The 25,990-nt window shown below is 71.4% G+C and carries 20 protein-coding genes; 7 read left to right on the top strand and 13 right to left on the bottom strand.

Going from position 1 to position 25,990, the window contains the following annotated elements; all coding sequences use genetic code 11:
- The first annotated feature begins 102 nt into the window (after positions 1 to 102).
- On the top strand, positions 103 to 606 hold the full coding sequence (locus tag QIS96_RS22110) for a hypothetical protein (protein ID WP_282544423.1): 504 nt from the start codon (positions 103 to 105) through the stop codon (positions 604 to 606).
- Positions 607 to 761: 155 nt separating this feature from the next.
- Positions 762 to 1,946: an NADH:flavin oxidoreductase gene (locus tag QIS96_RS22105; RefSeq protein WP_282544422.1), complete on the top strand. Its 1,185-nt coding sequence runs from the start codon at positions 762 to 764 to the stop codon at positions 1,944 to 1,946.
- Between the two features lie 327 nt (positions 1,947 to 2,273).
- Here the strand turns inward: QIS96_RS22105 and QIS96_RS22100 are convergent, their stop codons facing one another.
- The gene (locus QIS96_RS22100; RefSeq protein ID WP_282544421.1) at positions 2,274 to 2,861 is read right to left on the bottom strand and encodes an Imm21 family immunity protein; all 588 of its coding nucleotides are present in this window, start codon (positions 2,859 to 2,861) and stop codon (positions 2,274 to 2,276) included.
- Positions 2,862 to 3,107: 246 nt separating this feature from the next.
- Between QIS96_RS22100 and QIS96_RS22095 the strand changes: the two genes are divergently transcribed.
- The gene (locus tag QIS96_RS22095) at positions 3,108 to 4,823 is read left to right on the top strand and encodes a GMC oxidoreductase (protein WP_282544420.1); all 1,716 of its coding nucleotides are present in this window, start codon (positions 3,108 to 3,110) and stop codon (positions 4,821 to 4,823) included.
- Positions 4,824 to 4,871: 48 nt separating this feature from the next.
- Here the strand turns inward: QIS96_RS22095 and QIS96_RS22090 are convergent, their stop codons facing one another.
- The 3 genes from QIS96_RS22090 to QIS96_RS22080 are packed head-to-tail and all read right to left on the bottom strand — an operon-like array spanning position 4,872 to position 7,733.
- Entirely contained in the window at positions 4,872 to 5,351 is a 480-nt protein-coding gene (locus tag QIS96_RS22090; protein ID WP_282544419.1) for a carboxymuconolactone decarboxylase family protein, read from the bottom strand.
- Positions 5,348 to 6,373, bottom strand: coding sequence for an NAD(P)H-dependent amine dehydrogenase family protein (locus QIS96_RS22085; protein ID WP_282544418.1), 1,026 nt, complete (start codon positions 6,371 to 6,373; stop codon positions 5,348 to 5,350). Before QIS96_RS22085 ends, QIS96_RS22090 begins: the two co-directional genes overlap by 4 nt.
- Positions 6,297 to 7,733 (bottom strand): APC family permease, encoded by a 1,437-nt coding sequence (locus QIS96_RS22080; protein ID WP_282544417.1) that lies wholly within the window; start codon positions 7,731 to 7,733, stop codon positions 6,297 to 6,299. Before QIS96_RS22080 ends, QIS96_RS22085 begins: the two co-directional genes overlap by 77 nt.
- A 125-nt stretch (positions 7,734 to 7,858) precedes the next feature.
- Between QIS96_RS22080 and QIS96_RS22075 the strand changes: the two genes are divergently transcribed.
- Positions 7,859 to 8,314, top strand: coding sequence for an Lrp/AsnC family transcriptional regulator (locus QIS96_RS22075; protein WP_282544416.1), 456 nt, complete (start codon positions 7,859 to 7,861; stop codon positions 8,312 to 8,314).
- Between the two features lie 60 nt (positions 8,315 to 8,374).
- Here QIS96_RS22075 and QIS96_RS22070 read toward each other — a convergent pair whose 3' ends face one another.
- The 5 genes from QIS96_RS22070 to QIS96_RS22050 form a co-directional block, all read right to left on the bottom strand.
- Positions 8,375 to 8,974, bottom strand: a complete 600-nt coding sequence (locus tag QIS96_RS22070; RefSeq protein ID WP_282544415.1) for a DUF4822 domain-containing protein — start codon at positions 8,972 to 8,974, stop codon at positions 8,375 to 8,377.
- 176 nt (positions 8,975 to 9,150) lie between these two features.
- Positions 9,151 to 9,516 carry an MFS transporter gene (locus tag QIS96_RS22065; protein ID WP_282544414.1) on the bottom strand — a complete coding sequence of 122 codons (366 nt, stop codon included), beginning with the start codon at positions 9,514 to 9,516 and terminating at the stop codon, positions 9,151 to 9,153.
- Positions 9,517 to 9,634: 118 nt separating this feature from the next.
- Positions 9,635 to 12,061, bottom strand: a complete 2,427-nt coding sequence (locus QIS96_RS22060) for a glycosyl hydrolase family 95 catalytic domain-containing protein (RefSeq protein ID WP_282544413.1) — start codon at positions 12,059 to 12,061, stop codon at positions 9,635 to 9,637.
- A 110-nt stretch (positions 12,062 to 12,171) separates the two neighbouring features.
- The gene (locus QIS96_RS22055; RefSeq protein WP_282544412.1) at positions 12,172 to 14,124 is read right to left on the bottom strand and encodes a family 20 glycosylhydrolase; all 1,953 of its coding nucleotides are present in this window, start codon (positions 14,122 to 14,124) and stop codon (positions 12,172 to 12,174) included.
- A gap of 379 nt (positions 14,125 to 14,503) precedes the next feature.
- Entirely contained in the window at positions 14,504 to 16,144 is a 1,641-nt protein-coding gene (locus tag QIS96_RS22050; protein WP_282544411.1) for a family 20 glycosylhydrolase, read from the bottom strand.
- Between the two features lie 256 nt (positions 16,145 to 16,400).
- On the opposite strand from QIS96_RS22050, the gene QIS96_RS22045 reads away from it, so the two are divergent.
- The 3 genes from QIS96_RS22045 (at position 16,401) to QIS96_RS22035 (ending at position 18,780) form a co-directional block, all read left to right on the top strand.
- Positions 16,401 to 16,820: a CBS domain-containing protein gene (locus QIS96_RS22045; protein ID WP_282544410.1), complete on the top strand. Its 420-nt coding sequence runs from the start codon at positions 16,401 to 16,403 to the stop codon at positions 16,818 to 16,820.
- Between the two features lie 179 nt (positions 16,821 to 16,999).
- Positions 17,000 to 17,584, top strand: a complete 585-nt coding sequence (locus tag QIS96_RS22040) for a protoglobin domain-containing protein (protein ID WP_282544409.1) — start codon at positions 17,000 to 17,002, stop codon at positions 17,582 to 17,584.
- A gap of 83 nt (positions 17,585 to 17,667) precedes the next feature.
- On the top strand, positions 17,668 to 18,780 hold the full coding sequence (locus QIS96_RS22035) for an aromatic ring-hydroxylating oxygenase subunit alpha (protein WP_282544408.1): 1,113 nt from the start codon (positions 17,668 to 17,670) through the stop codon (positions 18,778 to 18,780).
- Positions 18,781 to 18,832: 52 nt separating this feature from the next.
- Here the strand turns inward: QIS96_RS22035 and QIS96_RS22030 are convergent, their stop codons facing one another.
- The 4 genes from QIS96_RS22030 to QIS96_RS22015 form a co-directional block, all read right to left on the bottom strand.
- A complete protein-coding gene (locus QIS96_RS22030; protein ID WP_282544407.1) occupies positions 18,833 to 19,504 on the bottom strand; it encodes a hypothetical protein in 672 nt (223 codons plus the stop codon).
- A gap of 149 nt (positions 19,505 to 19,653) precedes the next feature.
- The gene (locus QIS96_RS22025; protein WP_282544406.1) at positions 19,654 to 20,076 is read right to left on the bottom strand and encodes a spore germination protein GerW family protein; all 423 of its coding nucleotides are present in this window, start codon (positions 20,074 to 20,076) and stop codon (positions 19,654 to 19,656) included.
- A 489-nt stretch (positions 20,077 to 20,565) separates the two neighbouring features.
- On the bottom strand, positions 20,566 to 21,021 hold the full coding sequence (locus QIS96_RS22020) for an SRPBCC family protein (protein ID WP_282544405.1): 456 nt from the start codon (positions 21,019 to 21,021) through the stop codon (positions 20,566 to 20,568).
- Entirely contained in the window at positions 20,975 to 25,984 is a 5,010-nt protein-coding gene (locus QIS96_RS22015) for a DNA repair ATPase (RefSeq protein ID WP_408907234.1), read from the bottom strand. The genes QIS96_RS22020 and QIS96_RS22015 overlap by 47 nt, the downstream gene beginning before the upstream one ends.
- Between the last annotated feature and the right edge of the window lie 6 nt (positions 25,985 to 25,990).

Here is a 25,990-nt window from a genome sequence, read left to right as displayed (position 1 = left end):
GCTCGGTTTCGGGGTAACTTTCCTCCCGCTATGTCGACTTAGAGATTCCGTGCCCGTTTCTCGACGTCGGCGACCACCACCGATGCGTACGGAGCCGGAAGCATGAACCGCACGAACCCCACCACGGTGACCGGGAAGTCACGGCCGAAGGCCGCCTTGGCGGTAGGCCTGGCCACCGCCGCCGGGCTCGGCCTGCTCGTGTCGTCGCCCCAGACGGCGAACGCGGCGCTGAGCGGGAGCGAAGGAACCGAGCGTTCCTCGGCGACGCCGTATGTGGTGCAGCGCTCCGGCGAGGAGACGCCCGACGCCCGCGCGGGCGCCCAACGCCGCCCGGAGCGCCTGGTGTTGACGGAGTTCACCAGCATCAGCGGGGTGGACTGGGCGCGGTGGGACGCCCGGGACGCCGTCGGCTCGGGCCTGGTCACCGGCAGCTGGTGTCTCTCCACCTGCCAGGACAAACCGTTGAAGGCGACCCTCCGGCTGTCCGATCCGCGGACCGTCGACGGCAAGCGGGTCTACTCGGCCTTCACGCTGACACTGTCCGACCGGACCGGGACGTACGACTCGGAGGATCTGCGGGGCAAGCGGCCGCTCGCCACGCGCTGAGCCGGGAGCGCACGGCGGTTTCTCTTCGACTGCGGTCAAGTGCCGTTCAGCGATGGGAAATTGCCGTGCGCTGTGCTGTCATGCCGTCCCACGGCCGGTTCCGGTCCCTCACGGAGGCTGACGGCCGGTTCCGGTCCTCACGGAGGCTGATGCTCATGTCTAAGCCCACCCCGCACCAGGCGCCCGACGCCCTCGCCCCGGCCAGGCTCGGCCCGTTGACCTTGCGGAACCGGGTGGTGAAGGCCGCGACGTTCGAGGGCATGACGCCCGACGCGCTGGTCACCGACGAGCTGATCGCGTACCATCGGCGTCCGGCTGCCGGCGGGGTCGGCATGACGACGGTGGCGTACTGCGCGGTGGCACCCGAGGGCCGTACCGAGCGGCGGCAGCTCTGGATGCGGCCGGAGGCGGTGCCGGGTCTTCGCCGGCTGACCGAGGCCGTGCACGCCGAGGGTTCGGCCGTGTCCGCGCAGATCGGGCATGCCGGCCCGGTCGCCGACGCGCGCTCCAACGGGCTGCCGGCACTGTCGCCCGGCCGCCTGTTCAACCCGCTCAGCATGCGGATGACGCGGGCCGCGAGCGAGCAGGACATCGACCGCGTCACCCGGGCCCACGCCGCCGCGGCGCGATTCGCCGTCGAGTCCGGATTCGACGCCGTGGAGATCCACTTCGGCCACAACTACCTGGCCAGTTCCTTCCTCAGCCCGAAGCTCAACCGTCGTACGGACGGCTACGGCGGCAGTGCGGCCAACCGCGCGAAGGTCGCCCGGGGCATCGCCCGAGCGGTACGCGACGAGGTGGGCGACCGGATCGCGATCACCGCCAAGCTGAACATGGAGGACGGGGTTCCGGGTGGGCTCGGCGTGGAGGAGAGCATCCGGTTCGCCCGCCTGCTGCAGGACGACGGCTCGGTGGACGCCCTCGAACTCACTGCGGGGAGTTCGTTGTTGAACCCGATGTACCTCTTCCGCGGGGACGCTCCGGTGCGGGAGTTCGCGGCGCAGTTCCCGCAGCCGCAGCGGCTCGGCATCCGGCTGTTGGGCCGCCAGGTGCTGCGCAGCTACCCGTACGAGGAGGCGTACCTCCTGGACTCCGCGCGGCGTTTCCGCGCCGCGCTCGATCTGCCGTTGATTCTGCTCGGCGGGATCACGCGCCGCGCGACGATGGACCGGGCGATGGCCGAGGGCTTCGACTTCGTGGCCATGGGCCGGGCGCTGCTGCGCGAGCCGGACCTGGTCGCCCGGATCACGGCCGACCGGGACACCGAGTCGCGGTGCATCCACTGCAACCGCTGCATGCCCACGATCTATACGGGCACCCACTGCCCGCTGATCCCCTGAGCCTCCGCACGGGCCGACGGCGCGCAGTCACAGGTACTTGATCAGCTCGAACGCCACCCACACCGCCAGCGCGGCGCCGGCGAGGACGACAACGGCCTGTGCGATCCGGCGCGTTGAGCGACTCATGTCCACAGCCTCCGGCCTTGCGTACGGGCGCACTCCCGCGCCCTTCGTCTCCACCATGTACCCACTCGCACGCCTACCGACGCGGCACCGGGGGCTGGGGCCGGTAGGACGGAAGGGGCTGTTCCACCGCGTCCTGGGCTGCTTGCCGGGCCAGTTGGTCGGAGGCGAGATCCGCGACTCCCCCGTCCTCGCCCTGCCCGCTCACGCAGGGAGGAGCCGAACTACGCCCACCCACGGGAAGTCGCCCGTCCTGTGCGTCGCCCGAACACGCCAGCGCCCTGCGGGCACAGAAACCGGGGCCTGGTCCGGCGGATCTTCCTGGCCCGCGTCCGGGGCCGGGGCCGGTACGGCGAGGTCCGCTCCGGCCACGGCTGAGTCCAGGAGAACCGCCGGTCCGTCGGTCTCCCAGACTCCGCAGTCCTCCCAGTCGGTTGCGGGGTCCTCCAGGACGGCCCTCGCGCTCTCGATCAGCTCGGCGTCCGAGTCAGCTGCGAGCCACCGCACGAAGACGTTCAGCTCGGCGAGGTAGCAGGTTGTGGCCGGCTCGTCGGCCAGCACCAACACCGAGACTCCGGCGTCGAGTTCGACGACCCCGGCCCAGCCCTCCACGTCGCACGCTCGGTCGTAGTCGTCGGGAACGTCACTCCCTCCGACGGTGATCCCGCCCTCCGTGCAGCCACCCCACCGGTCGACGGCGGAGGCCGGGACGGCGACCAACGGGCCGCCCATCGACTGCACCCAGTGGAGGTCGGCGTGGAGGTTTCGGGAACTGTTGCGGGATGCCGTCATGCGATCAGTCTGCCCGCGCCCACCGACAACGGCCGCAGCCCCACACCCTCAACCCCGCACACCCGTGCCCCCGTTCACAGGTTCGGTGGACATGGGGTTCGTAGTCGTCGCGGGCATGATCAAAGGGAGGCATCATGCGCTAACTCGCCCTGAATCATGGAAAGTTACGCCTTCGTGTGCCGTGACTTGTCGAGCGGGCCGCAGTAAGACCTTGTTCCAACCCCCCACGAAAGTGAGGCACCTCACATGCGTGTGACTGTCCTGCCCGCACAGGCGCATCGGGAAGTTCCCCAGAACACCGACGTATCCGATGTCTCCCGGCGGAGATTCATCGCAGGAACCGGTTCCCTTCTGGGCGCCGCGGCGTTAGGCGCCGGCTCCGTGCTCGGCGGGCCGCTGGGTGGGCCGCTGAGTGGTCGTGCTCACGCCGCCGCGCCCCGGTCCGCCGCGCGTCGTGTTCTCGCCGACGGGGACTCCGTACCCGTGCTCGTCATCGGCACCGGGTACGGCGGGTCCGTCGCCGCGCTGCGGCTCGCCGAGGCCGGGGTCGACGTGCACATGGCCGAGATGGGCCAGTCCTGGGACACCCCGGGCCCCGACGGGAACGTCTTCGCCAACACCACTGAGCCGGACTACCGCTCGTTCTGGTTGCGCACCCGCACCAAGCAGCCGTTGAGCAACTTCCTCGGCTTCCCGCTCGACAAGGACGTCCCCCTGCACACCGGCATCCTCGACGCGGAGGACTTCGCCGGGATCACCGTCTACCAGGGCCGGGGCGTCGGCGGCGGCTCCCTCGTCAACGGCGGCATGGCCGTCACGCCACGCCGCGAGAACTTCCCTTCCGTGCTGCCGAGCGTCGACGCGAACGAGATGTACTCCGTCTACTACCCGCGCGCCAACAGCGGGTTGGGCACCGCCGACGTCGACCCCGCCTGGTGGGAGTCCGCGGACTGCTACCAGTACGCGCGCGTGGGCCGTAAGCACGCGGAGCGCTCCGGTTTCCCCTTCGTGTTCGTGCCGAACGTCTACGACTGGGCGTACATGAAGCAGGAGGCCGAAGGCAGCGTGCCGAGGTCCGCGCTCGCCGGGGAGGTGCTCTACGGCAACAACCACGGCAAGAAGACGCTGCGCCAGACCTATCTGGCCCGCGCCGAAGCCACCGGGCGCGTCACCGTCTCACCGCTGCACCGGGTCACCGACGTACGTCCCGCCGAGGGCGGCGGCTACACCGTCAGCCTCGACCAGCTCACCAGCACCGGCACCGTCGCCGCCACCAAGACCGTCACCGCCGCCAGGGTGTTCTTCGCCGCGGGCAGCGTCGGCACCAGCAAACTCCTCACCCGGCTCAAGGCCACCGGCGCGCTCCCCCGGCTCAACTCCGAGATCGGCAAGGGCTGGGGCGACAACGGCAACGTCATGTGCGGCCGCGCCAACCACATGTGGGACCCGACCGGGAAGCTCCAGTCGGCCATGCCCACGGCCGGGATCGACAACTGGTCGGCGGGCGGCGCCTTCGCCGAGGTCGCGCCGCTGCCCACCGGCATCGAGACGTACGCCTCGTTCTACCTGTCCATCACCCGCACCCCGCACCGCGCCGCGTTCACCTGGAACGCCGCCGCGAACCGCGTCGACCTCGACTGGCAGCGGTCCTGGAAGCAGACCTCCATCGACGCCGCGCGCACCATCTTCGACAAGATCAACGCCAAGGAGGGCACGATCTACCGCACCGACCTGTTCGGCGCGAACAAGATCTGGGGCGACCACCTCACGTACCACCCGCTCGGCGGCGCCGTCCTCGACCAGGCCACCGACAACTACGGCCGCCTGCACGGGCATTCGGGCCTGTACGTCATCGACGGCGCGCTGATTCCGGGCTGCGCCACGGTCAACCCGTTCGTCACGATCACGGCGCTCGCCGAGCGCAACATCGAGCGGATCATCACGGCCGATCTGCGCCGCTGATCCGGCAGCCTTCTGTATGAGTTCTGCCGGGCTGCCCCTCAACTCCCTTCAGTGGCCCGGCAGTACGCACACCGAGTCGATGCCGAGCACATGGTTGAGGCGGCCGAACGCCAGCCACGAGCCGATGCACATGCTCAGCTCCACGATCTCCGCCTGGCTGTACCGCGCCGTCATCCGGGACCAGAACTCCTCGTCCAGACCGTGGTGGTCGAGCGCGTACCGCTCCGCGTACTCGGCCGCGAGCCGGGTGCGGGCGTCGAAGGCGTCCGTGGTGCGCCACTCGGTCACGGCGTCGAGGAAGCCGTCCTCGACCTTCTCGCCGTCCCGGTCCGTGCGCCAGTCCAGGCAGAACAGACAGCCGTTGACCTGCGCCACCCGCAGCCGCGCGGCCTCGAACTCGCGCAGCCCCAGGGTGGTGTGGGCGTACACCGCGAGCGAGAAGTCCGCCGCGGCGGCCCCGATGCCGGGCACCATCTCGCCCCACACGTACGAGATCGGTTCCTTGCCCGCAGGAATGTCGATCCTCATCGCTGCTTCCTTCCCATTCGGCCGGCCGCGGGGCGCAGCGGTACGTCGAGTGCGTCGTACAGTCCGGGTTCCGCGTCCACCAGCCAGTCCACGGCGTTGACGAGTCGGCCGACCGCGGTGGCGTTGCCGCCCGCCGAGCGGTTCTCGCCCTCGTCGCTCGCCTCCACCGTCACCTCGATGCGGGGTCTGCCCTCCACGATCACGCGGTGCGCCCCGTCCCCGCCGCCCGGCACGGTGGGCCAGTCCGGGGCGCAGTCGGCGTGGATACGGGTGACGTGCTCGATGACGAGCAGCGGCTCACCGTCGACCAGTCCCTGCACCTCGAAGCGCACCGCGCCCTGCGTGCCGGCGGCGAACTCGCCCATCGTGCGGGTGGTCACCGTCGCGTCGAGCGGGCGGCGCTCCAACTCCTCGCGGATCTCGTCGAGTTGGACGCCGAGCGCCCGCGCGAGCAGGCGTAGCTGTCCGCCCCACACCATCGTCGGCACGCCGGGGGCCAGCATCAGCGGCGCGTACTCCATGGGGTGTCCCATGCCGACGAGGTGGCGTACGGACTCCTCCTGGTCGTACGTGGAGTAGTCGAAGATCTCCTGGCAGCGCACCGCGTCGACGGTGGTGCCGAGGCCGCTCACAAGGAGGGGCAGTACGTCGTTGCCCCAGCCGGGGTCGACGCCGGAGGCGAACAGGGAGCCGCCGCCCTCGGCGACCGCGGCGAGCACCGGGTCGCGGAACTCGGGCGGCGCGCCGCGCCAGTCGTACAGCGGGTACAGGGCGGGGGTCACGACGACCGCGCCGGTCCGCACCGCCCGCACCACGTCGGCGAGGGCCTCGTCGGGGCGGAGGTCGCCGGAGGCCGCGTACACCACGGCGCGCGGTCGGGCGGCGAGCACGGCGTCCACGTCGGTGGTGGCGTGGACGCCCAACTGCCGTCCTGTGTCGGCGAGTTCACCGGCGTCCCGTCCGGTCTTCGCCGGGTCGTGCACGAGCACCGCCGCGAGGTCGAGGGCCGGGTGTGCGGCCACGGCCCGGATCGCGGCGCGTCCGACGTTGCCGGTTCCCCACACTGCCGTCGCAATCATGCGCGGAGGGTAGCGGCGCGGGGCGGAGGTTCCCAGAGGCGTGCGCCGGCCGGTCGAGGCGCTCCTTCAGGCGCGTGCGGCGATACAGCGCCGCGGCCGCCGCCACCGAGGCCGGCAGGGCGAGGAGCCACGAACTGAACAGGAGGACGAGCAGGGTGAAGAGCGTGGCGAGGAGGGCCGCCCACCACAGCGGTCGGCGCCGCGGCAGGAGGGCGACCGCCGCTGCCGTGCCTGCGGCGGTGACGGTGGCGAGGAACGCCGAGGTGATCCGCATCAGCAGGTCGAGTTCTGTGCCCGCTGCCGCGACCGCCGCGAGCAGCGCCCCGGTGAGCACCGCCTGGACGAGGAGGCTGCGGCGTGGCACCTCGCCGGCGGCGCTGCCCTGGGCGAACCAGTCGGGCAGGGCGCCGTCCCGCCCCAGCGCGCCGCCGAGCCGGGCCGCGCCGGCGATGAACGTGTTGACGGCGCCGAAGGTGAGGCACACCGCGGCCGCGGCGGTCACGGCTCGGGCGCCGGGGCCCACGCCTTGCTCGATGAGGAGCATCAGGGGGACGCCGGACCGGTCGGACGCGTCGCCGAGCACGCCGACGGTGACGGTGGCCAGGGACAGGTAGAGGACGCCGACGACGGACAGGGCGATGACGGTGGTGGTCCGCAGATGCCGCTGCGGGTGCCGGAACTCGGCCGAGAGGTGGCTGGCGGCCTCCCAGCCGCTGAAGGCGTAGAACAGCACGACGGCGGCCGTGCCGACGGAGGTCCAGCCCTGCGGCATGAACGGCGAGAAGTTGCCCGGCGACAGGGCCGGCGCGGCGGTGCCGACGGCGATGACCATGAGCAGTACGAGCACCCCGCACAGCAGCACCTGTATCCGCCCCGAGAGGTGGAGCCCCACATGGTTGGCGGCGAAGGCGGCGGCGAGGAGGAGGAGGGCGGCGGCGAGCAGCGCGACGGCCCTGCCCAGGCCGAGGGCCTCGGCGACGTACTGTCCGCCGATCATCGCGCCCGACAAGGTGCCCACGGGGACGGCCGCGTAGAACCACCATCCGACGCAGGCGGCGGCGCGTGCGCCGAAGGCGCGGGCCACGAAGGTCGCGACGCCGCCGCCGTCCGGGAACCGGGCGCCGAGCGCGGCGAACGACAGCGCCACGGGGACGCTGAGGAGCAGCAGCGCCGCCCAGGCGATCAGCGAGGCGGGGCCGGCCTCGGCGGCTGCGAGCGCGGGCAGGGCGAGCACTCCGGGGCCCAGGACCCCGCCGATGTAGAGGGCCGTCCCCTCGATCGGACCGAGTTTCGTTCTCCGCATGCCGTTCCCCTCCTGGCGGCGCACGCCGACGGATGTTCGCCAAATCGCCCTCGACGCTAGGTTGTTGGGCGACTTGTAGGCTCGGCTGCCGAATCAATGTCGGAGGATGAGGGGAGCGGCACGTCGTGGACGAACTTGATTCGGCGATCGTGGCCAGGCTGCAGGCGGATGCACGACAGACCAACCGGGAGCTGGCCCGTTCGCTGGGGATCGCGCCGTCGACCTGTCTGGAGCGCGTACGGCTGCTGCGCAAGCGGGGCGTGATCAACGAGTACACGGTGGAGGTGGACCTGCCGTCCCTGAACCGGAACGTGCAGGCCCTGGTCGCGCTCCAGGTACGGCCGTTGAACCGGCAGGTGATCGAAGAGGTGCGGCGTTCGATGGACGCGCTGCCCGAGGTGATAGCCGTCTACGTGCTGACCGGCGGCGACGACTTCATCATCCATGTCGCCGTCCCGGACGTGGATCAGCTGCACAGCTTCCTGATCGACCGGCTCAGCGACCGGCGCGAGATCGTCAGCTTCCGCAGCTCGGTGATCTTCCAGCACGAACGCAAGCTCGTCGTCCAGCCGCTGCCGTGACGCCCGTGCAGCGGAGACCGCGCCTACGCAGGTAGGCGCGGTTCCTTATTGCAGGTCCGCCTAGCGAGCGTTGCCGTTGTTGAAGTGGTACTCGCCGTTGCCACCCTGGTTGCCGTTCGCGCCGGGGCCGCGGCCGTCGGTGCCGGGCTCGGCGTGGTTGGTCTTGGTGTGCACGATGTCGTAGTACACGCTGGGGTCGTCGGCGTTCGGGAAGACGCGGTAGGTGAACACGTTCTTGTCGAGCTGGATGATCGGAACGGTGCGCTCGAAGAGCACGTTGCCGTTCGCGTCCTTCGCGTTGATCCAGCGCTCGGAGCCGTCGGGGGTGACGGTCCAGTCACCGTTCAGCTTCGGGCTGTCGTCGAGGTTGTACATGGTGTAGGTGCCGTCGGCGTCGAAATACGCCCAGCCCACGTAGTTCGACACGGCCGGGTCGTCGAGGGCGACGCGGTTGCCGTCCTGGTCGACGGCGCCGGTGGTCTTCCACGGGGTCGAGGCGAGCAGGTCGGACGGAGTCGCGTCCTTCAGCGCCGCGGATGTGGGTGCCGGTGCGGCCGGCGCCTCGGCGGCCATGGCCGAGACGGGCACCAGGGCGGACACAGCGATCGCGATCGCTGATGCGGTGAGAACTGGACGACGGGAGATTCGAGTGATGTTCACGTCCTCAACGCTATGGGCGGCACCGGGGCGGGCATGTCATCCGATCGGCTACGGATGGATGCCCTGGATTGCCGATTCGCGAGTCCACCGGACGGCCGTGGCGCACGGATACCCCGGCCCTGAGCAGCCCGATCAGCTCCTGGTGGCGGTCGCGGGGCGGGGCGGGGCGGCGTCCGTCAGGGGTTCTGTCGTACGGGCTGTCCGAGCCGGGAGAGGTATGTGGTCAGCGCACGTAGGCCGAAGTCCCATGGGGGCAGCGCCTCGGTCGGGTGGTCGTGCATCCCGCGCACGAGTCCGCCGGCGCCCTGGGCGACCGACCACACGAGCAGGCCGATCCCCAGGACCGTACGCGCGCCGAAGCGGTCGAGGAGCGGGCCCGCCGGGAGTTGCGCGAAGGCGTAGCTCCAGGAGAACACCGACAGGAGAATCCCCATGGCGGTGGCGCTGAGCCCGAGTTCACCGCTGATCGTGCTGTTGGCGATCGCGAGCGTGGACCGGTCGAGGCAGTTCACGATCCCGATGAGGAGCAGGAGCCCGATCACCAGAACCTGGCGTCTGCTCAGCTGTCTCCCCTGGCTGCGGGAAGGTCTGGCCCGTATAGCTGCGCCGGCCCGACGAGGCCGAGGGGTGAGCGCTCTGGGGCGGTGATGCGGTCTGCGGTCAGCTCTCGATGCGGCGGAGCGTCCCGTCGTACCGCGCCTCGCCTCCCTTGGGCATCGATACGCGGGCGCTCAAGTCGCGGTAGCGCAGCGTGGTTTCGCGGCCGGCGAGGGAACGGACGGTGACCTCGGTGAGGGCACCGTCCGCCCAGGAGACGTCCAGTTCGAAGCCGCCGCGGGCGCGGATGCCGGTGAAGGCGCCGGTCGGCCACTGCGCGGGGAGTGCCTTGAGCAGGTCGATGCGGTCCGACGAGCTTGCGGCGATCGCCTGGACGAAGGCGCGCGCGCCGCCGATGTTGCCGTCGATCTGGAACGGCGGGTGGGCGTCGAACAGGTTGGGGTAGACCCCGCCGTGGTAGTTCATGTCGACCTCTCCGTGGTCGGACGTGACCGGCTGCGTCAGGTTCCGCAGCGCCTGCATCGTCTTGTCCGGGTCGCCGAGGGTCGCCCAGAGGTTGGCGTTCCAGGCGGCCGACCACCCCGTCGGGCCGATGCCCCGCGCGGCCAACGAGACGCGTGCGGCCTCCGCGAGGGCGGGGGAAACGTCGGGGGTGAGCTGACGGCCCGGGAAGAGACCCCACAGGTGGGAGACATGGCGGTGGTGGTTGTCGGGGCTGTCGCGGTCGGGGTACCACTCCTGCAGCTGGCCCCAACTGCCGATCTCCGGGACGTGCAGCCGCTCGCGCAGGCCGGCCACCGTCGCGCGGTAGTCGGCGTCGAGGCCGAGGATGCGGGAGGCCTCCACGAAGTTGCCGAAGGCGTCCCAGGCCAACTCCTGGTCCATGCTCACGCCGTCCTCGTACGGCCTCATCTCCGCTCCGGCCTCGAAGCCGACGCGTGTGACCCGCCAGGGCGCGGCGATGGTCTGCTCCGGCGTCCAGGTCTCGGGCACGACGAGTTTGCCGGCGCCGTCGTCGACGAGCAGGTCCTCCAAGTACTGGCAGACCTCCTTCAGCACCGGGTAGGCACGTTCGCGCAGAAAGGTCTCGTCCAGGGTGTACGTGTAGTGGTCCCACAGGTGCCAGGCGAGCCAGGCGCAGCCTGCGGGCAGCCAGTCCCAGCCCAGCCCGCCGGAGACGTTGCTCGACACCCGGACCGTCCAGCCGCGCACCGGTTCGGTGGTGCCGGGTTTGTGGACGACCGCCCGGGTCGCCTGGCGCCAGGCGGGGATCTGGACGTGCAGGTAGTCCACCAGCGGGTCGATCGTGCCCGGCAGGTTGCCGGGGTCGGAGAGCCAGTAGCACATCTGGATGTTGATGTCGTGGTGGTAGTCCGAGCTCCACGGCGGGGAGTCGGAGACGTTCCACAGCCCTTGGAGGTTGAGGGGCAGTCCGCCGGGGCGCGAGGTCGAGAGCACGAGGTAGCGGGCGAACTGGTAGTAGAGCGCGTACAGCTGCGGGTCCGGTGTCGTCTGGTTGTTCTCCACCCGTTGGAAGGTGGGCGACGCGAGCTGGGCGTCGCTCGACCCGTCGATGGTGAGGGTCTGCCGCGTGAACAGGGCGCGGAAGTCGTCGAGTTGGCGGTCGTGCAAGGACGGCACCCCGCGCGCGAGTGCCCGCGTGGTGTCGCGCGCGGCCTCGGCGAGCGGGTCCGCCGAGGACCGGAAGCCCTTGGCGGCGTCGGGGAGGTAGTCGGTGCGTGCCCCGACGACCACGGTCAGGCTTGTCGCACCGGCGAACGACGTCGAGGCGGTCGCCTGCTCCGCGGCGATCGTGCGCGCCCCGGGCGCGTCCACCAGCGCCTGCCACCCGTACCGCACGCCGCCGCCCCCGATCGCGCCCGCTACGGACAGTCGCCCCGGCCGGGCCGCGGTGGCTCCCGTCGTGCGGCCGCCGCCGTCGACGACCCTGACGGTCCCCGACAGGGCGTGGCTCGCGGAGGTCGTGACGGTCGTGATGACGACCTGGTCCGGGTGGCTGGCGAAGGTCTCCCGGACGTACTCACGGTTCTGGTACGTGTACCTGACGGTGACGACACCGGTCTCCAGGTCGAGTTCGCGCCGGTAGCCCTCGATCTGCGCGGGGTCGTGGCCGAGGTCGATGTAGACGTGGCCCAGCGACTTGTAGCTGCCCATCGAGCCGTAGTCGCCGCTGGGGTTCTGGCCTCCGCTCCACAGGGAGCCCTCGTTGAGGGCGAGGTGTTCGCGGGCGCCGCCGCCGACCAGGGCCGCGAGGCGACCGTTGCCGACCGGGAGCCCCTCCATGAGGATCCGGTCGCTGTCGGCCGCTCCCGCCATGGCGACCCGCAGGTCCCCCGCTGCCGCCGCCGCTCCCGCTGCCGCCGCGCTCGTCGCGACGTCCCCGGGAGGCTGCGCGGCCGCCGCCTCGGCTCCACCGACGTACGTCGCGATCACGGGCGCGGCGGCTACGAGACCTCCCAGCTTGAGGAACGTACGTCGGTCGGGTCCCGGTGTCCGGGCGTCGTTCATGAGGGCGTCCTCTCCGGTCCAACTGCGGTGTATGGACGACTACTTGAGCGGTTGCCACGGGCGTCACGGCCCGCCCGACGGGAGCCGTCGGCGCGCTGCCCGCGCATCGGTCAGGGCTCGACCAGTCCGAACACCTGGGCCCGGTGCCCGTCCGGAACCTGCTGGACCAGACCGTTGCCGTCGAGGACGGCGACCATCCTGGTGACGGCGTTGGCCAGGGTCACGTCGCTGCCGGACACGGCGACCTCCCAGCGCTGCAGGCGGTTGCTCGCGGCACAGTCCTGCAGGGTGATCGCGGACAGCGGCTCCAGGGGCGTGTTGAGCTGCCGCTCGCCGCGCCGCGTCTCCAGACAGCGGCCGGTCTGCGGGTCCTCGACGGTGTAGTAACCGTCCTGGGTGGGCGTGAACTTCAGCGGAGTGCCCTCGGAGCCGAGCACGACGCGCGCTCCGTCCGCGGAGCTGTCGCCGGTCAGGAAGTCCTTGCCGGCCGACAGGCGGTACTCGCCGGGACGGATCGGTGTGCGGTCCACGTTGTCGAACCCGGGGGCGCGGCCGACAGCTTCGGCGCGCTCCTCGAACGCGGCGTACGTCGCGTCCGGGGTGGAATCGCCCCATGTGGCCTGCGCGATGAAGCGCAGCGGCATCCGGACCTCGTCCTCGACCTCGTTCTCGGTGTTGCCCGAGGCGTTGTCGGGCCACATGGTGATCTTGGCGCCGGGGATCCCGTCCGCGCTCGCCACCTTCTCGCCCTCGAAGGACTGCGGCGTCCAGCCCTCGTCGTACAGGCGCGCCGTGTTGATCGGGTACGTGCCCCGCACGTGGTAGAGCGAGTTCGCCGCGTTCATCACCTGATGGCCGTCGGCGATCAACTGCGACGGCTTCACCTCGTCGTTGAGCCAGTGCTCGACGAGGATGTCCCGGTCGAGGGACACGGTCGCCTTCGGGGAGATCCCGTCGTTCCAGATCCGCAGTCGCTTGCCCTTGGCCTTGACGTAGGCGTTGACCCGGTTGATGAAGTCGTTGAAGGCGTCCTCCGGCACGGCGTCCGGGCCGAACTTCTCCTTCGCGTAGGCCTCCATCTGCGGGAAGTCGGCGTACTCCAGGCCGCCGAGCAGGTACTCGTCGGCGCCCATGTGCCAGTACGGGGAGTCGAAGACCTGGAAGTACTCGTCGATGATCGAGGTGACGAAGTCGAACGCCTCGGGCTTGGTGATGTCGAGGCCCGACGGGTGCTTGACGCCGTCGGCATCGGTGAGCTGGAGGTCGGGGCGGTTGCGGATCCACGGGTCGATGTGGCCCGGGGAGTTGACCTCCGGCACCAGCTGGACGTGGTACTGGTCGGCCAGCTTCTGCAGCCGTTCGATCTGCTGGGGCGTGTAGTAGCCCCACTCGTTGGCCTCGGGGTGGGCGGCGCTCTTCACCTTGAGCTCCAGCCAGAGCTGGTTGAGCTTGAGGTAGGAGGCGTCCTTGATCAGGCGCTCCAGCCACGGCATCGACACATGGATGTAGCAGGCGCAGACGCCGACGCCGCGCTCGGCGTACTTCGGTACGTCGACGGCCTCCCCGGCGGGCACCGCGTTCCCCGAGCGGAGCAGCTGGAGCGCGGTCCGCGTACCGAGGAACGCGCCGTCCCCGGTGCGCCCGGTGACGCTGATCGCGCTGCCGACTCCCAACTCGTAGCCCTCCCGCCCGAGTTCGGCGCGGTCCGGGTCGACATCGAGCACGATGTCGCCCTCCTTCGGCGCCACCGTGGTGGTCCTGACCGGAAGGGTGCGTCCGAGCTCGTCGGCCAGGTCGGCCACGAAGGTGGCCGCGTCGTCGGCCAGCGCGTCGTCGCGGACCAGGACGCGGCTGCTCTGGGTCAGGGAGAAGCTGCCCTCCGCCGGCTTCCAGCCCGAAAGGGCGGGCACTGTCGCCGGGTTGCCGGCTTCGGTCGGCGCGGCCGGCGCCGCTGCTGCCGGCGCGGGCGCCGACGGCGCGGCGGCTGCGGCGGTGCCCAGGGCCAGGGGTAACACGCCGAGCAGCAGGAGTGCTGCGGTGCGTATGCCGTGTGTGCGGCGCATGTTGTTCCTCTCGGTCCGTGGCGATGACGAGGACGTGCACGGCAGCGGAGCCCGCGACTGCTCCCTGGCCGAGGTTCGGCGACGTCACCGACGTGACCGACTCGGTCGAGGGGACGGGAGGGGAGACCGGAGGGTGTTGGTCTCGGCCGTCAGGATCAGGGGCTTGAACCCGGCAGAACCATAGGGCGGGAGACATCCGAGGTCTACCCTTCCGGGCGACATTGTTCGGATGTATCCGGATGGGCGGGGGCAGAGGGAGGCGAACAGAGGCGGATGAGAGCCGCAAAATGGGCTCAGCAAGGCCGCCAGGAACTCCCGGAGACTCCATAAGGTGGGATGTTTCCTGGCGGCCTCACCGGTCCGGTCGAGACGCGCCCCGTCACCTCGGCGGTGGGCTGTCGAGCGTGGAGGTGAGGTGCTCGGCGCCGGGGCCGACGCCGAGGCGGCGCACGCCGGCCATGAACTCCTCGTAGGTCTGCCCGGGTTGGACGCCGCGCCACATCTTCTGGGCGAGCAGGCCGAAGGTCGGCTCGACCAGGCCGTGGACGACCTCGCCGTCGTAGTCCGCGTGGACCAGGTCGTTCCACACCGCCGACATGGCTCCCTCCAGGCCGGGGGCCATCGGCTCGACCCGCTCCGTGCGGGAGACGTTGGGCTCCCAGTTCTGGTAGAGCCAGGCCCCGTCGAGGCCGGTCCTGCCGTGGTAGTAGTCCGCGAGCGGCACGATGTAGAGGTTGGTGTCGTCGGTGTTGACGTAGTGGTAGCCGTCCTCGAGCGCCATGGTCGGGGTGTACCAGTCCTCGCTCCACATGTTGAGCAGCACGTCGCGGTCGTACCCCTCGGCCGTCCCGGTCATCCACTTCATCGAGCCCCACGCCATCGGCCGCGCGCCGAGCGAACGCAGGTGGGCGGCGATGGTGTTGAAGTAGGTCCGGTACTGCTCGGCGTACTCCTTGGGGTACTCGTCGGCGCCGAAGTGGACGATCGGGCTGCGGAACCAGGGCACGAACTCGTCGTACAGCGACTTCATGAACTCGGTGGTCCCGGGCTTGGTCAGGTCGAGGTGGTCGGAGTTCCCGCCGTGGAGCCCTAGTTCGGGCTTGAACTCGATGAAGGCGCGGGCGTGGGCCGGTGCGTCGATCTCGGGGATCACCTGCACGCAGTGGTCGGCTGCGACGTCCTCGAGCTCGTCCCACATCGGCCGGGTGTAGACGCCGTCCTCGGCGGCCAGTCCGGCCAACTCGGGGGCGTCGGAGGCCAGTCGGAACGCCGAGTAGGCCTTGCTCCAGTCTCCGTCGGGCGCGGTGATCTCGTTGTCGTTGAGGTGGATCTGGAAGGTGTTGTACTTGAACCAGCTCATGTAGCGGACGTAGTCACGCACGAACGACGGCTCGAACCAGCGCCGTCCGACGTCGAGCATGAACCCGCGCCGGGCATAGCCGGGCCAGTCGACGGCTGTCCCGGCGGGGAGCGCGCGGCGGCCCTCGCCCACCAGGATCTGCAGCAGGCTGCGGGTGGCGTAGAACGCGCCGGCGTAGGCGGGGGCGGTGATGATCACATGCGCGGGGCCGACGACGATCCGGGAGCCTTCGGTGCGATAGCGCTCGCCGCCGGCCGGGTGGCTGTCCGCCGAATCGACCCTGATGTGGATCTCGCCGTCGTGCGGTGCGCTGTCGCTGAACCCGGGTGTACGGAGACGGACACCGGTCAGTTCCGCTATCTCGGCGGTGACCTTTCGGGCGAGGCGCAGCAGCCGGTCGCTTCCGGCGGGCACGGTGATGCGACCGGCCCCGCTGAGCCTGAACTCCCCTTCCCCACCGGCCCATTCACGCAGTGCCGGTACAACGAAGGGGGCGCCCGAGGCGGCTGCCCCTGCGGGGTGCGGGGCTGTGGCGAGTGGGCCGGCGAGTGGGGTTGCGGCGGCCCGGCCGGGCAGTCCGACCAGGCCGGTCGCCGCGGCGGCCAGGGCGGCGGCGGTGAGGTGACGTCGGGTGAGCCGGTGCTTGTTGTCTTCGCTCATACCAGCACTCCTGCAGGAAGCGGGGGTCAACTCCAGTCCGAGCAGTGGTGTATACCACTGCTCGTGCCGCCTCCGACACCGTTGCGGCAGGACTTCCTCGAACGCACCGCTCCGCGAGCGCGGCCGGTCGACGAGGCTCCGGCTCGGTGTAACGCGGTCGCGCAGGGTACTCGGCGAGCAGGCGCGGCGACGCCGCCCACGGCCTGACCACCTCCACGGATTCCCTCGGAACCCTGGACTGTCGCGAGGAGGAACCATGACCCGGCAGGTGCGCGAGATCATGACGACGGACCTGGTCGTCGTCGCCCCGCTGACCTCGGTCATCGACATCGCCCAGCTGATGCGCCGGGACGACGTCGGCGACGTGCTGGTGGTCGACGACGGCCGGCTGCGCGGGGTGGTGACCGACCGGGACCTCGTCGTCCGGGTGATGGCCGAGGGCGGCTCCATCAACGATCGGACCGCTGCCACCGCCTGCAGTAGCGATGTGGCCACCGTCTCGCCGGACGACGACGTCGACCGGGTCATCGACCTGATGCGGGAGCGGTCGGTACGCCGGATACCCGTCGTCGAGGGCGAACGCCCCGTCGGGATCGTCTCGTTGGGCGATCTGGCCGTCGAACGCGACCCGCACTCCGCGCTCGGCGACATCAGCGCGGCCCGGCCCAACGAATGAGGCCGCACGCATGAGGCCGCACGCACGAGGCCGCCCGCATGAGGACGGAGGGACGTGAAGCCGTCCCCCACCGAGCCGTGCCTCCGGGCGACGTGGTGCCGGAACCGGCGCAAGAGCCTAGATTCAGGCGTAGCGGGTGGGGACTGCGAATCGACTCCGAACCACATCGTGGAGCTGACATGCCCGAGACCATCGCCGGCTACGACTACGGCGCTTCCGACCTCGCCCCGTCCCCGGTCACCCCTCAGGAGCTACGCGACCTGGAGGCGAGTGTGCTGTGGACGGACGACGACGCGGCCTCCCTGGCCAGAGCAGCCCAGGTGCTCGACGGCCAGATCGAGGACGTGCTCGACGTCTGGTACGGGTTCGTGGGCGCGAACCCGCATCTGCTCGCCGCGTTCGCGAGCCCGGACGGCACGCCTGTCGACCAGTACCTGGCCCGCGTACGGGGGCGCTTCGGCCAGTGGATCCGCGACACCTGCACCCGTCCGCACGACGGCCAGTGGCTGGACTACGCGCAGGAGATCGCTCTGCGCCACACACGCGCGAAGAAGAACACCACCGACGACGTCCGGTCCACGCCGTACGTTCCCCTGCGCCACGTGATCGCACTGATCTACCCGATCACGGCGACGATGCGGCCGTTCCTGGCCAAGGGCGGCGACGACGAGGACACGGTCGACAAGATGCACCAGGCCTGGTGCAAGGCGGTCACTCTCCAGGTCGCGCTCTGGGCGCAGCCGTACGCGGGAAACGACTGGTAGCCCTTCCGGGCCTGCCGGACAGGGCCTGGGCGGCGGGCGGTACCGAGGATGAAGGGGGGTGCTGCTGTGTACGAGGGAGAGGCATGAGCGAGGCCGAAACCGGGACCGAGACCAAGGGCGAGACCGGGACCGAGACCGAGCACGGGGCCGAGTCCGAGGCCGACGGCGACCTGCGGCGTGTCGGGGCGAACCCGGACTTCTGGTACCCGGTCGCGCTGGCCAGGCGCGTGCGCCCCATGCGGGTGGTAGCCGCCGTCTTCGCCGACCAGCGCATCGCGCTGTACCGCGGCCGAAGCGGCGCCGTCCACGCCCTGGAGGACCGGTGCGCCCACCGGCAGGTGCCGCTGAGCATGGGGGTGGTGGAGGGCGACACGCTCCGCTGCTGCTATCACGCCTGGGCGTACCGGGGCGACGGTCGCATCTCGCAGATCCCGTATCTGTCCAAGGGGGACGGCCGGCCGCCGCGGGGAGTGCGCGGATATCCCGTCCGCGAGGCGTACGGCCTGGTCTTCGTGTTCCCGGGCGACCCGGAGAAGGCGGAGGACACCCCGCTGCCCGAGCTGCCCGCGTTCAGCTCTACGACGTACAAGACCATGACGTTCTCCCGGACCGTGCGCTGCCACTACTCGTTCATGCACGAGAACCTGCTCGACATGAACCACCAGTTCCTCCACCGGGGCGTCGTCGGCAAGCTGCACCCCCAGCTCCTCGGCTACGAGACCAGCCCGCGGTCGGTGGAGGCCCGCTACCTGTTCACCCACGCCGGCGGGAAGCGGAACCCCGGCGCCGGCCTGCTGGCCGCCGAGGGCATCAGGGGCGGCGACAGCGCCGACGTCATGACCATCCGTACCGAATACCCGTACCAGACACTGGACTTGGTCCCGGAGAACGCCGACCACCCGGCGTTCCGCCTCTGGGCCGTCTACGTGCCCGTGGACGCCGAGCAGCGCACCTGTCACGCCTACGGCCTGCTCATGATCGAGAAACCCCGGGTCTCCGCCGCCCTTCAGCTGGCCTGGCCGCTCATCAGGCGCTTCACCGAACGCGTCTTCGCCGAGGACCGCAAGGCCGTCGAAGCCGAGCAGCGGGCCTGGGAGGAACAGGGCGAGGACCGCAACCACGAGGTCTTCCCCCTGATCCTGGACGTCCGCAAGGTGCTGCGCACCAACGGGGTCCCCGTCCGCGGCCGGCGTTGATCACGCCACGCGCCCTGCCCTCCCCGGTACGGCGTCGGTCGTACGCCTGTGTTCAGGCCTGGCGGCCGTTCCCGCAGAACACCGTCGCGAGCAGCTCGCCCAGGGCCTTCGGGAAGGCTTCTGCCGGATCCGTGTCCGAGTCGCCCGTCGTCAGTCCCGCGGTGAGCAGCGGCCGTCGGGTGTGCTGACCATCAGGGAGCCGTAGCCGCCCGGCGCGCCGCCGTTGTGGGGGACCACGGTGATGCCGCGGTCGGGGTCCGACTCCTGTACCCACAGGCCGAGTCCGGGGTTCGGGCAGGTCGGGCGAGTCCGCGGCGGGGGCGAGGGTGCCGGTCAGGCCGAGTGGCCGCACGATGCGCTGCTCCAGTGCCTCGGCGTGCCCGTCGACCGGCGGCTCGGCGGCCTCCCCGGAGGCGCGCACCCCCGCGCTGCCGGCCCACTGCCCCTGCTCGTCGTGCACCCGCAGCTGCATCCCGCCGAACCCGGCGTCGACGAACACCTGGGCGGCTGCGCGGAGTTCGGGCCGACGCTCCTCGACGCCCGCTCCTCCGCCCGCCCCCTGCGGCAACGCTTCCTCCGCCGGAAGGCTGCGTCTCAGCAGGTTCATCGCCTCCGTCAGCGCCGGCAGTACGCGATCGGCGATCTCGGCGACGGAGGAGCCCGTGAGGTCATTGACCGGGTCCGGTTCAGCAGGGCCGCGGCGCGCAGCGGCATCAACAGCCAAGTCCGCAAGGCTGTGTTGCTCGCCCGAGCAAACGGCGACGGAACGCGCCGGTCGGCCGGTGACTGCTTCCCGTAGTCGTCACACCCGAGACTCCGTCTGAGGAGAGATCCCGAGTGGGGGGCGGTCCGGCCTTTCCCGAGAGGCTTTGCTCAGCGTGCGCGTCGTACGGCGAGGCGACGAGCGATCCGTGGCACAGCGGTGCCGGCAAGGAGCGCGGCCAGCGGCATCACAACATCCCCCCAGGGGGCCCTGATGGGCTTGTAGGTGGCCGAGCCGTCCTTGATCTCGATGAAGCCGCAGGGCCTGCCCCGCACTCCGCCGCCGCCTCCGCCGCCTTCGCCGGTCTTGGCTGATCCCCTCTCACGGCCCGCACCGCCGCCGAAACCGAAGGCGACTTCGGCGACCGGGATGACCGTGACACCGTCCCTGGTGACGGACTCGCCGTAGACCGCCGTCACCGAGGCCCGTGCGCCGAGCTTGTCGGCGAGCCGTTCCAGCAGGGCGAGGGAGGCGTGTGCGGCGTCCCCGTCGGGCGGCGGCGCCGGCCGGTCCGTGCCGTCTGCGGTGGTCATGAAGCGCCTCCCGGTTCGGCGGAGCCCCGAACTCGGCTCCGCCACGAGTGCTCCCAGCATCACTCCCGAAGGCCCACCCCCGCCCCTTGACGACCGTCCCGCCGGCACCGGGGAAGCGCTGCCGTTCGGGGCCGTTCGGGGCTGTACCGGGCCGTTCCGGGCAGACGCTGCCGACACCCGTTCGGCCCACCTTCTGGCGCGCGCGAGAGGCGGCCTTCCTCGGTTCGAGAGGTGGCGCCGCCGCATCGCCCGAGCCCGTCGGCCCGACCGCGACGCCCACCCGTGACGCCCGCCGCCTCACCCGCGCCGCTCAGCCCGACGGTGATGCCCAGCCGTGGCGCCCGGGGCGGAGTGGGCAGCACAGCAGCGGGCCCGAGCGATATCGACACCGGCGTGGGCATCGTCCTCACGGCCGGCGCGACTGCCGGCCTCGCATACGTCGTCCTGCAACGACGACGCCGCACAAAACATGGCCGCCCGTAGAGGGCCTCAGTCCGGCGGCGCGCTCAGCCGCTGTTCCAGATCCCGCAGGTCCTTGACCAGCGAGGAACGCACCTTGCGTCCCATGAGCGGCGCGGCGAGACCGTACAGGCCGGACGCGTCGCCCCGTACCCGGATCCGGGCGAGCGTGCCGCCGCCGGGGGCCGCCTCGAAGGTGTACGTGACGTGCATGGGCATCGGGCCCGCGACCGACACCATGTCGAGGAGCCGCGGCGGATCGTGGGCGGCGACGCGCAGCACGTAGTCGATTCGCTTGCCCAGGAAGTACGCGGTCCGGGTCACCTCGGCACCGACTCCGAAGCCGCCCCCGTCGGCCTCGCGCGTCAGCTCCGCCGTACGGATGCCCTGCGTCCACTCCGCGTCGTGGCACCAGTCCATCGCGTAGGCGGCCACCTGTTCAGGGGGCAGCGGGATCGTCCGCTCCACGGTCACGTCGATGCCCATCGCTGCCCGTTCCCTCGTCCCGATCATGCGCCCCCTCCATGGACTCACCCGGGCCCACCAGCGGCAACTGGACCCGGCGAGGCGACCGTGTCCCCTTCGCGTGCCGTGGGGGCGGGTTGGCCAGGGCGTTGCAGGGATCGGCGGCGCGGCTGATGGCCGACTCGACCGCGGCCAGCCGGTCGGCGACCAGGTCCAGGGCGGCCACCGCGTGGAACACCGGGTCGTCGCCCTGGCCGCCGAGGCGTGCCGCTCGTACGTGGGCGGCCTTGATCTCGGCCCAGCGTGCCGCGCCCTGCGGGGTGAGGGTGGAGCGGAGTTCGGCGAGTTTGAGCAGGTTGGCCTCGGCGTCGGTGGTGAGGGTCTGGGCCTCGGCCGCGTAGTGGTCGTCGACGGCCGCGGCGAGCTCGGCGTCGTTCATCGCCGGGTCGATGCGGGCCGCGATCTTGTTCATGTCGCGGTACGAGCCCTGGAGCCTGAACGGCGGTTCGGTGCGGGCCTCGTCGGACTGTGCGGCGGAGGCGATGTAGGCGGCGTTGACCGCGAGGACCGTCGCCCGTGCGGCGAGCAGGTGGCGGAGTACGGCGATGATGCGGTCCAGCTCGGCGGGCGCGTACGGGTGGGCCAGCCGGTCGCGGCGCGCGCCCGGGTCGCCCTCGGCGAGACGGAGCAGCAGGTCGAGGTCGGCGCGGTCGCGGCCGGCGAGCGGGGCGAGGACCGGGTTGGCGGTCAGGGCGTTCTCGACGAAGCTGACGGCGAACGCGTCCTCCTTGCCGGTGAGGACCTCGCCGAGGTTCCACACGTCGGCGCGGTTGGCGAGCATGTCGGGGATGCGGAAGCGGGCGCCGGACTCGGTGTAGGGGTTGCCGGCCATGCAGACGGCGAAGCGTTTGCCGCGCAGGTCGTACGTGCGTGAGGCGCCGTTCCACACGCCCTCCATGCGGCGTTGGGCGTCGCACAACGAGATGAACTTCTGCAGGAGTTCGGGTGAGGTGTGCTGGATGTCGTCCAGGTAGAGGAGGACGTTATTGCCTGCTTCCAGGGCGAAGTTGATCCTCTCGATCTCCTGGCGGGCGGTGGCGTTGGGTGCCTCGGCCGGGTCGAGGGAGGTGGCGTCGTGGCCGAGGGCGGGGCCGTTGACCTTCACCAGGATCATGCCGAGCCGGTCGGCGACGTACTCCATGAGCGTCGTTTTGCCGTAGCCGGGCGGGGAGACGAGGAGCAACAGGCCGCCCGCGGTGCCGAGTTGCTTGTTCAGGTTGTCGCCGATGAGGGGCAGGTAGACCTCGTCGATGAGGCGGTTACGGACGAAGGCGGACATGACCTTGGGGCGGTACTCGTCGAGGCGCAGCCGGGCGCGTTCGGCGGCGGCGAGTTCCGTGCGCAGGGTCTGGTAGGCGCGGAAGCGCGGGACGCTCCTCGTGCGGAACTGCCGTGTGCGGTCGAGGAGTTCGTCGATGCGGACGGTGAGGGCGCGGCCCTCGATGTGCGGGTGTGTGCCGAGGAGGCCGTCGACCGTGGCGGTCAGCGGTGCGGCGCTGTCGTAGCGCGGCAGGTCGCGGCAGAGTTCGACGGCGACCGCCTCGTCCAGGTCGCCGCTCTCCCCCGTGGCCGTCAGGTAGGAGCCGAGCCAGGCCTCGACGAGCTGGCGGCGGGCGTGCGGGTCGGTGACGGCGGCCAGGTCGTCCTCGTACGCCGCACTGTCCGTCGCGTGGCGGAACTTGTCGAGGAGGGTGCGGGTGGCCGTGGCGGTGACGAAGCCGTCGGGGCCGGTGGTGAGCTCGTCGAAGAGGTACGCGGCGGCGTCCCAGTCACCGATTCTGTCCGCGAGTTCGGCGCGGAAGGCGTCGATGGCGGGCGCGAGGCCGAACGTGTCGCGGGCGCGGGCCAGGGACACGGCGCGGCGGGTGAGCAGGGCGCGCTCGTCCGGCGTGGTGGCGTGCGCCCAGTGGAACTGGGCGGTGGCGCGGGCGCGCGGCGTGTGCCGCAGCAGTCCCGCGTCGCCGTGCAGCCGCAGGAGCGCGCGCAGGATCTGCGTCGCGTCGTGGTCGTGGACACCCCGCTCGTACCCCTCGTCGTACGCGGTCTCGGTGGCCGCCCGCACGAAGGCGGGCAGGTCGTCCACGGCGAGCAGGGGCTCCGCGCCGTGCTCGTCCAGGAGGCGGGCGGCGAGGTGTTCGGCCCGGTAGACCTCCGCGTTCTCGGACGGCAGGGTCTGGTTCCAGTAGGGGCGCAGTTCGGCGAAGGCCGGGTCGGTGAGGGGCGCGCGGTAGTCGGTGCCGGTCAGGGCGAAGGCCATGCCGTCGCCGTGCGGGACGACGGTGAGGTCGAGGGGCTGGGTGTTGACGGCGAAGCGGTGGCGGCCGAGCCGGAGGGTGTCGCCGCCGTCCGCGTACAGCTCGGTGCGGTCGCGCAGGGACCGCGCGGCCTCCTGACGCGCGGCGGCGACGCGTGCCTCCAGCTCGTCGGCCCTCACCTGGTCGCCGAGTTCGCGGAGTTCGGCGACGGTGCGGCGGACCTTGCCGAGCATCGGGTCGGAGGCGAAGTACGTGTTGATGTCGTCGGCGGAGCCGAGGCCGGCGAGGCGCCGGGCGATGGTGTCGAGGACGCGGCCCGCGGAGGTCGCCAGGCGTTCGGCGTGCCGGGCGCGAGTGTCGGCGAGGGTCTGCTTGCGGGCGGCGAGCGCCTCGTACACCTCGGTGCGCCGGGTGTCGATCTCGGCGAGGAACGCGTCCGAGTCCGCGAACCTGGCCTCCAGGTTCTCCAGTTGAAGCAGGAGCCGGGCCAGCTGGTCGTCGCAGCTCTCCGGGGTGGTCGCGGCGGCGAGTGCGCCCGTGACGGCCTGGCCGAGCAGGGCGAGTTCGGCCGCGAACTCGGCCCGGTCTTCGTGCACGGTGAGTTCACGCCGTCGTGCGTCCAGTCCGGCGCGGGCCCGGTTGGCGTCCGCGAGGACCTCGGCGATCCGCTCCAGGACGGCGGTACGCACGGTCGCGTCGCCGACGTCGAGCCCCGCGACGACCTCGGTGACGGCCTGCAGCCGTTCGGTGCGCTGCCGAAGTTGGTCGGCGAGCGCGTCGGCCTCGGCGACGGTGGTGAGCGCCTCCGCGTCGGCGGCCAGTCGCCCGATGTCGGCGTGGTGGGCGGCGAACGCGTCGGGCCGCTGCAGGAAGGCGACGGCGCGCCGCCCGGCGGAGGCGAGGTCGTCCGCGAGGTCGGCGGCGAGTGCGTCGATGCGGTCGGTGTCCGCGTACCGCAGGTCCTTGAGGGTGAGCAACTGGCCCTGGGCGGACCGGAGTTCGGTGAGCCGGTCGACCCATTCGGCGGCGTCCTGCGGGCTCTCGCCACGGATCCGCCGGACGAGCGCGGTGCTGCGTACGGCCGCCTCCTCCAGGGCGTCCGCGGCCTGCCGGGTGAGGGTCTGGACGGTCGCGAACTCGGCCAGGACCTGCTCGGCGGTCGCGCGCAACTCCTCCAACGGCCCGCGCAGGTCGCCGACTTCGGGCTCGCCGAGCCAGTGGTGGGCGTCGGCGGTACGCACGCACGAAGCGAGCAGCGCCTCGTACACGCCCGTGGTGGGCTCGGTCTCGGTGACGGCGCGGGCGACGGACAGGCAGTCGGAGATGCCGCGTACGAGGTCGGCGTTGCCGATGCGGGCCAGCGGACCGTCACCCGCCGACTGGGTTGCGGCGTGCGTGTCGGCGGCGAACGGGGACCGCCAGATCTGCACGGGATGCACCCGCGCGGGCTCGGCGGAACCGGCGCGCAGCACGCTCAGGGTGCCGTCGTCGAGCAGCGCGTACCCGTGGCAGACCAGCGGGTTGGCGACCTCCTTGCGGATCAGGTTGTACGGGAGGAGCAGGCTGCGGCCGTCCTCGCGGGCGCGGAAGGCGTAGAGGACGTCCTCGCCGTTGGGCGAGCGCACCGTGCGCTCGAACTCCAGGCCGTCGGTGTCGATGCCGTCGAAGGTCTTGTGCGTGCCGTCGGCCAGGCAGTAGCCGCCGGGGAAGACGATCCCCTGCTCCTCGGGCAGCCGGCGGCACGCCTGCCCGATCCCGTCCAGGCGCACCACGGTCCGGGTCAGGGTGTGGAGGACCAGGTGCCGCCAGGCGGTCTCCTTGTAGGGGCGGACGCGCAGGAGGATGAGCGGGCCCACGCGCGCGTGCTCCACGTCGGCGTCCGCGAGGGACTGCAGGGGTTCCTGCACCGGTTCGGCGTGGATGCCGCGCCCGGTCTCGGTGTCGTCCTCGACCTTGACGGCGAGCTGCCCGCCGACCGTCGACACGAACACCTCGCCGCCGACGGAGACGTGCGGGTGGCGGCCCGGCCGGTGGTTTTCGCGGGTCGCGGCCGTCCACGTGACGTCGTGGGCCGGGGGCGCGGTGTGGTCCTTGTCGCCGCGCGCGTCCAGGAACTCGGCGCGGCCGTCGGCGGTGAGCGCCCAGCGCAACACCCGTATGTCCTCGGCCCGTTCACCGGTCTGGAAGACGGCGAGCAGCTTGCCGTCGACGTGCCGCAGGCGGAGCAGGCGGGCCTGGCGGTAGTAGCGGAACAGGGCGTCGAACTCGCGGATGAACGCCGGGTCGTCGAGGAGCCCCCGGACCGTGTCGTCGGGCTGCCGGTCCAGGTCCCGGTCGACGAGCGCGAAGACGTCCGCGCCCGAGGGCTGCGACTCCGTACCGGGAGCGCCGCTGTGGCTGCCGAGGAGCAGGATGTCGCCGAGCGCGACGACGTCACGCAAGGTGCACGGCTGCTCCGTGTGCAGGCTCCTGGTGTCGGCGAGGGCCAGTTCGGTGGAGCCGAAGGCCGCGGCGCGCTGTTCGTTGAGGGCGGTGGCGCGGTCGGCCAACCGGCGTGCCTGCTCGGTCAGTCGAGCACGCAGCAGCTCGTACGTTCCGGAGTCCATGCCGGTCGCCTCGGCTGCAGTCCCGGCCTCGGGCTCGGCCTCGCTTCCGTTCCTGGTCTCCATGGTGTC

The sequence above is a fragment of the Streptomyces cavernicola genome, assembly GCF_029968035.1.
GTDB lineage: Bacteria > Actinomycetota > Actinomycetes > Streptomycetales > Streptomycetaceae > Streptomyces > Streptomyces cavernicola.
Note: the sequence above shows the minus strand (reverse complement) of the source record. Positions and strands in the feature narration are given on the sequence as shown.

Bases quoted from the DNA above. Each gene is read 5' to 3' on its own strand.
- QIS96_RS22100 (WP_282544421.1), bottom strand. From the start codon at position 2,861: ATGACGGCATCCCGCAACAGTTCCCGAAACCTCCACGCCGACCTCCAC.
- QIS96_RS22110 (WP_282544423.1), top strand. From the start codon at position 103: ATGAACCGCACGAACCCCACCACGGTGACCGGGAAGTCACGGCCGAAG.
- QIS96_RS22040 (WP_282544409.1), top strand. From the start codon at position 17,000: ATGCCCGAGACCATCGCCGGCTACGACTACGGCGCTTCCGACCTCGCC.
- QIS96_RS22025 (WP_282544406.1), bottom strand. From the start codon at position 20,076: ATGACCACCGCAGACGGCACGGACCGGCCGGCGCCGCCGCCCGACGGG.
- QIS96_RS22080 (WP_282544417.1), bottom strand. From the start codon at position 7,733: ATGCGGAGAACGAAACTCGGTCCGATCGAGGGGACGGCCCTCTACATC.
- QIS96_RS22060 (WP_282544413.1), bottom strand. From the start codon at position 12,061: ATGAACGACGCCCGGACACCGGGACCCGACCGACGTACGTTCCTCAAG.
- QIS96_RS22015 (WP_408907234.1), bottom strand. From the start codon at position 25,984: ATGGAGACCAGGAACGGAAGCGAGGCCGAGCCCGAGGCCGGGACTGCA.
- QIS96_RS22105 (WP_282544422.1), top strand. From the start codon at position 762: ATGTCTAAGCCCACCCCGCACCAGGCGCCCGACGCCCTCGCCCCGGCC.
- QIS96_RS22020 (WP_282544405.1), bottom strand. From the start codon at position 21,021: ATGGGCATCGACGTGACCGTGGAGCGGACGATCCCGCTGCCCCCTGAA.
- QIS96_RS22095 (WP_282544420.1), top strand. From the start codon at position 3,108: ATGCGTGTGACTGTCCTGCCCGCACAGGCGCATCGGGAAGTTCCCCAG.
- QIS96_RS22045 (WP_282544410.1), top strand. From the start codon at position 16,401: ATGACCCGGCAGGTGCGCGAGATCATGACGACGGACCTGGTCGTCGTC.
- QIS96_RS22050 (WP_282544411.1), bottom strand. From the start codon at position 16,144: ATGAGCGAAGACAACAAGCACCGGCTCACCCGACGTCACCTCACCGCC.
- QIS96_RS22090 (WP_282544419.1), bottom strand. From the start codon at position 5,351: ATGAGGATCGACATTCCTGCGGGCAAGGAACCGATCTCGTACGTGTGG.
- QIS96_RS22035 (WP_282544408.1), top strand. From the start codon at position 17,668: ATGAGCGAGGCCGAAACCGGGACCGAGACCAAGGGCGAGACCGGGACC.
- QIS96_RS22055 (WP_282544412.1), bottom strand. From the start codon at position 14,124: ATGCGCCGCACACACGGCATACGCACCGCAGCACTCCTGCTGCTCGGC.